At 67.8% G+C, this 3729-nt stretch carries 2 protein-coding genes and 1 pseudogene; 1 reads left to right on the forward strand and 2 read right to left on the reverse strand.

Going from position 1 to position 3729, the window contains the following annotated elements; translation table 11 throughout:
- Positions 1–121 (forward strand): annotated as a pseudogene (locus tag Q7T09_RS05950) (IS30 family transposase); the annotation flags it as partial.
- A 34-nt stretch (positions 122–155) separates the two neighbouring features.
- Here the strand turns inward: Q7T09_RS05950 and Q7T09_RS05955 are convergent.
- The gene (locus Q7T09_RS05955; RefSeq protein ID WP_304698428.1) at positions 156–572 is read right to left on the reverse strand and encodes a hypothetical protein; all 417 of its coding nucleotides are present in this window, start codon (positions 570–572) and stop codon (positions 156–158) included.
- 307 nt (positions 573–879) lie between these two features.
- Positions 880–3519: an alanine--tRNA ligase gene (alaS, locus tag Q7T09_RS05960; protein ID WP_304698430.1), complete on the reverse strand. Its 2640-nt coding sequence runs from the start codon at positions 3517–3519 to the stop codon at positions 880–882.
- Between the last annotated feature and the right edge of the window lie 210 nt (positions 3520–3729).

Here is a 3729-nt window from a genome sequence, read left to right on the forward strand (position 1 = left end):
ACTGCACAGCCAAGTCCAGCTGAGCGCCATCGCTCGACAGCTCAACGAACGGCCCAGAAAGACCTTGCTCTATCGGACGCCAGCCGAGACCTTTGCCGAGTGTGTTGCAGCGATCAGTTGAGCCCACCACCCGTTGCGGACGTTCGGAACGTCCGTCAGGGGTTCAGAAGGAGGCGACGTTCATGTGCGTCGGCAATAAGTTCAGCGAGGCGCGCTTGAGCCTGCTTGGCGGCTTCGACGACATGCATCCACTTGGGATCACTTAGGATTGCAGCGTTGTCATAGTCGTCGCCTCGCGGCGAATTGTAAGCGTTGGCGATGGCATGGAAATCGGCAACCGCCGCGGCCTCAGCGGAGCTGATCAGGCCATGTTCGATCCAGCCGCTGTAACCAAGATCGGTCAGTCCGATGTCATCGAAGTAGCAGCACATGATCTCAACGAACGACCAATGTGGATTCGTGTTGCTAGGATCGAGCCACTTGGCGCGTTGGGTGTCGATGTCGGCGAACTCTTGAATCGAACCAAGCCACCTAGGCCGCCAATTTTTGCGAAGCTCAACATAGTCGGTCATTCGCGACCCCGCCTAATAAGTTAGGGTCAGTTTCCGGCACGATCGCGATGTCCGCAATCCACCCACCAGCGACACCCTGAGGGTCCGCTTCTCGGCGGGGACGTGAGAGACACCCACGAGCCCGGAGGCCATGTCGGCGGGCGCCACGGGCAGGGTCTGACGCCCCGACGCGCCAGGCGTGCCGGAGGGATCGGTGGGTCCCGCACTTTCGCGCTTCGCGCTCCATGCGGGATGACCCTGCAGGCGAGACGCCGACGCTGCCCCTGTTCGTGCCGCTCGTGAGGTTCGTGGCCCCTCTCTTCGGACCCTACCCCAGCGCCGCCTTCACCGCCGCTATCCCTTCGGCGGCCTTGGCGCCGTCCGGGGCCCCGCCCTGGGCGAAGTCGGGACGGCCGCCGGCGCCCTGGCCGCCCATGGCGATCACCGCGACCTTGGCCAGTTCGGCGGCGTTGAACTTCGCGGCCGCCGAACCCATCACCGCCACGGCGATGGCGGCCTTGCCCTCGGCCACGCCGACCATGGCGATGACGCCGTCGGGCACCTGCTTGCGATATTCCTCGACGATGGGCCGCAGGTCCTTGCCCCCGACCCCGTCCATGACCCGGGCCATGAACTTCGTCCCGGCCACGTCCTCGATGGCCGCCGCCTCGCCGCCGGAGCCGCCGCCGCCCATGGCCAGCTGGCGCTTGGCGTCGGCCAGGTCCTTCTCCAGCTTGCGGCGCTGGGCGTCCAGGGCGTCGACCCGGGCCAGGACCTCGGCCACCGGGGTCTTGAACTGGTCGGCCAGCGCCTTGGCGACGGCCGCCTGGTCGTTGAGATAGCGGCGCGCCGACTCGCCGGTCAGGGCCTCGATCCGCCGGATGCCCGCGGCCACGCCCCCCTCGGAGACGATCTTGAAGAGCGCGATGTCGCCGGTGCGCGAGACGTGGGTGCCGCCGCAGAGCTCCACTGAATAGTCGCCCTCCCCCTCCAGCGCCTTGCCCAGCGCCAGCACCCGGACGCTGTCGCCGTACTTCTCGCCGAACAGGGCCATGGCGCCGGCCTCGATGGCCTCTTCCGGGGCCATCACCTTGGTCACCGCCGGCAGGTTCTGGCGGATCACCGCGTTGACCTGCGTCTCGATGGCGTCGAGTTCGGCGCCCGTCAGGGGACCGCCATGGCTGAAGTCGAAACGCAACCGCTCGCCATCCACCATCTGGCCCTTCTGGGAGACGTGGGGGCCCAGCACATTGCGCAGGGCCGCGTGCAGCAGGTGGGCGGCGGAGTGGTTGGACCGCGTGGTCAGGCGCCGCTCGGCGTCCACAGCCAAGCGCACCCGCGTCCCGTTGGCCAGGGCGCCTTCAGTGATCTCCAGGATGTGGACGTGCAGGTCGCCGGCCTGCTTCTGGGTGTCGACCACCTTGCCCTTGCCACCCTCCCACTCGGCCTCGCCGATGTCGCCGGCCTGGCCGCCGCTCTCGGCGTAGAAGGGGGTGCGGTCGAACAGGGCCTGGACCGTCTGGCCGGCCTTGGCCTCGTCGATCTCGGCGCCGTCCGCCACCAGGGCCAGTAACTGCGCGGTGGTCTCGATGCTGTCATAGCCGAGGAAGACCGTGGCCCCCAGGCGCTCACGCAGGGCGAACCATTCGCCGGCGGCCGAGGCCTGGCCCGAGCCGGTCCAGGCTTCGCGGGCCTGGGCGCGCTGCTGGTTCATGGCGGCCTCGAAGCCCTCCATGTCCACGGTCATGCCCTTGCCGCGCACCGCGTCCTGGGTCAGGTCCACGGGGAAGCCGTAGGTGTCATAGAGCTTGAAGGCGGTCTCGCCCGACAGCACGCCGCCCTCGCTCATCTTGGCGGTGGCCTCGTCCAGCAGGGCCATGCCGCGGCCGAGCGTGCGACGGAAGCGTTCCTCCTCCTGGCGCAGGGTCTCGACGATCACCGGCTCGGCGCGGCGCAGCTCGGGATAGGCGCCCCCCATCTCGGCGATCAGCACGGGCGCCAGGCGGTGCATGAGGGGCTCCTCGGCCCCCAGCAGGTGGGCGTGGCGCATGGCCCGGCGCATGATCCGGCGCAGGACGTAGCCGCGGCCCTCGTTGGAGGGCGAGACCCCGTCGGCGATCAGGAAGCTGGTGGAGCGCAGGTGGTCGGCGATCACCCGGTGCGAGGGGCCGTTGGAGCCGCCGGCCACCAGGGACTTGCTCGCCGCGATCAGGGTGCGGAACAGGTCGATGTCATAGTTGTCGTGCACGCCCTGCAGCACCGCGGCGATGCGCTCCAGCCCCATGCCGGTGTCGATCTGCGGCTTGGGCAGGGGCTTGCGCGAGCCGTCGGCGAACTGCTCGAACTGCATGAAGACCAGGTTCCAGATCTCCACGAACCGGTCGCCGTCCTCGTCCGGGCTGCCGGGGGGGCCGCCGGGGATGTGGGCGCCGTGATCGTAGAAGATCTCGGAGCACGGGCCGCAGGGACCGGTGTCGCCCATCGACCAGAAATTATCGCTGGTGGAGATGCGGATGATCTTCTCGTCGGGCAGGCCGGCGATCTTCTTCCACAGGTCGGCGGCCTCGGTGTCGGTGTGGTAGACCGTCACCAGCAGCTTCTCGGCCGGGATCTTGAATTCCTGGGTGAGCAGGGTCCAGGCGTGCTCGATGGCGCCGGCCTTGAAGTAGTCACCGAAGGAGAAGTTCCCCAGCATCTCGAAGAAGGTGTGGTGGCGGGCGGTGTAGCCGACATTGTCCAGGTCGTTGTGCTTGCCGCCGGCGCGCACCGACTTCTGGGACGAGGCCGCGCGCGGGGCCGGCGGGGTCTCGGCGCCGGTGAAGTAGTTCTTGAACGGCACCATCCCGGCGTTGACGAAGAGCAGGGTCGGGTCGTTCTGCGGCACGAGCGGAGCCGACGGAATGATCAGGTGATCATTCTTCTCGAAATAGCCCAGGAAGGCGCTGCGGATTTCGTTCAGGCTCGGCATGGCTCTAGACGCTTAAACTTGAAAGTTGGGGCGCGTGTTGCGCTGCGACATCGGCGTTCGTTTACGAGACTTGGACGCCCCCGCAAAGAAAAAGGACGCCCGGACCGAGGTCCGAGCGTCCTTCTCTTCGTGAACGACCGTGCGGGGTTCGGCCCCTTCGCGCCAGCCGCGCGGATTGGCGGGGGCGCGACGGCGATGTCAGGGGGCCAA

Origin of the sequence: Phenylobacterium sp. (assembly GCF_030645195.1) — a bacterium.
Classification (GTDB): Bacteria; Pseudomonadota; Alphaproteobacteria; order Caulobacterales; family Caulobacteraceae; genus Phenylobacterium.